Source organism: Tsukamurella pseudospumae, assembly GCF_001575205.1.
GTDB classification, from domain to species: Bacteria; Actinomycetota; Actinomycetes; order Mycobacteriales; family Mycobacteriaceae; genus Tsukamurella; species Tsukamurella pseudospumae.
Genome location: NZ_LSRE01000041.1, coordinates 1 through 1,346, shown reverse-complemented (window position 1 = coordinate 1,346; position 1,346 = coordinate 1). Strand labels below are relative to the sequence as shown.

Here is a 1,346-nt window from a genome sequence, read left to right as displayed (position 1 = left end):
CTAGAGGCTTTTCTCGGCAGCATAGGATCATGGAATTCACCGCAACGGCTACGCATCACCTCTCAGGCTATGTGAGATCCGGATTTGCCTAGATCTCGCCCTACAGGCTTACACCAGTACAACCACTGACTGGCCCCACTACCTTCCTGCGTCACCCCATCGCTTGACTACTACCAGCCGAGGTCCCGTGCATCCACTCAACTGTCACCCGAAGGTGATCCGTAAGCTTCAGGACGGTTAGTACAACTGATTCATCAGGGGCGATCTGACACGGGTACGGGAATATCAACCCGTTGTCCATCGACTACGCCTGTCGGCCTCGCCTTAGGTCCCGACTCACCCTGGGAGGATTAACCTAGCCCAGGAACCCTTGGTCATCCGGAGGACACGTTTCTCACGTGTCATTCGCTACTCATGCCTGCATTCTCACTCGCACAGCCTCCACAACTAGGTCACCCTGCTGCTTCTACGGCTGCACGACGCTCCCCTACCCACCCACACCAAAGATGTGAGTGCCGCGGCTTCGGCGGTGTACTTGAGCCCCGCTAAATTGTCGGCGCCCAGCCACTAGACCAGTGAGCTATTACGCACTCTTTCAAGGGTGGCTGCTTCTAAGCCAACCTCCTGGTTGTCTTCGCGACCGGACATCCTTTTCCACTTAGTACACGCTTAGGGGCCTTAGCCGGCGATCTGGGCTGTTTCCCTCTCGACTACGAAGCTTATCCCCCGCAGTCTCACTGCCACGTTCTCACTTACCGGCATTCGGAGTTTGGCTGACGTCAGTAACCTGTGAGGGCCCATCGGCCATCCAGTAGCTCTACCTCCGGCAAGAAACACGTGACGCTGCACCTAAATGCATTTCGGGGAGAACCAGCTATCACGGAGTTTGATTGGCCTTTCACCCCTACCCACAGCTCATCCCCTCAGTTTTCAACCTAAGTGGGTTCGGGCCTCCACAACATCTTACTGCTGCTTCACCCTGGCCATGGGTAGATCACTCCGCTTCGGGTCCAGACCCGGCGACTCAAACGCCCTATTCGGACTCGCTTTCGCTACGGCTACCCCACAACGGGTTAACCTCGCCACCGAGCACTGACTCGCAGGCTCATTCTTCAAAAGGCACGCCATCACCCCACAACGAGGGCTCTGACGGATTGTAAGCACACGGTTTCAGGTACTATTTCACTCCCCTCCCGGGGTACTTTTCACCTTTCCCTCACGGTACTTGTCCGCTATCGGTCGCAAGGTAGTATTTAGGCTTACCGAGTGGTCTCGGCAGATTCACAGCGAATTTCACGGGCTCGCTGCTACTCGGGTATCCATCACAACAGGCACCGTGTTTTCGG

1 rRNA gene is annotated in these 1,346 nt (G+C 56.2%); it reads right to left on the bottom strand.

What is annotated here, in order from left to right:
* A 23S ribosomal RNA gene (locus tag AXK61_RS17610) occupies window positions 1-1,346 on the bottom strand; the annotation flags it as partial.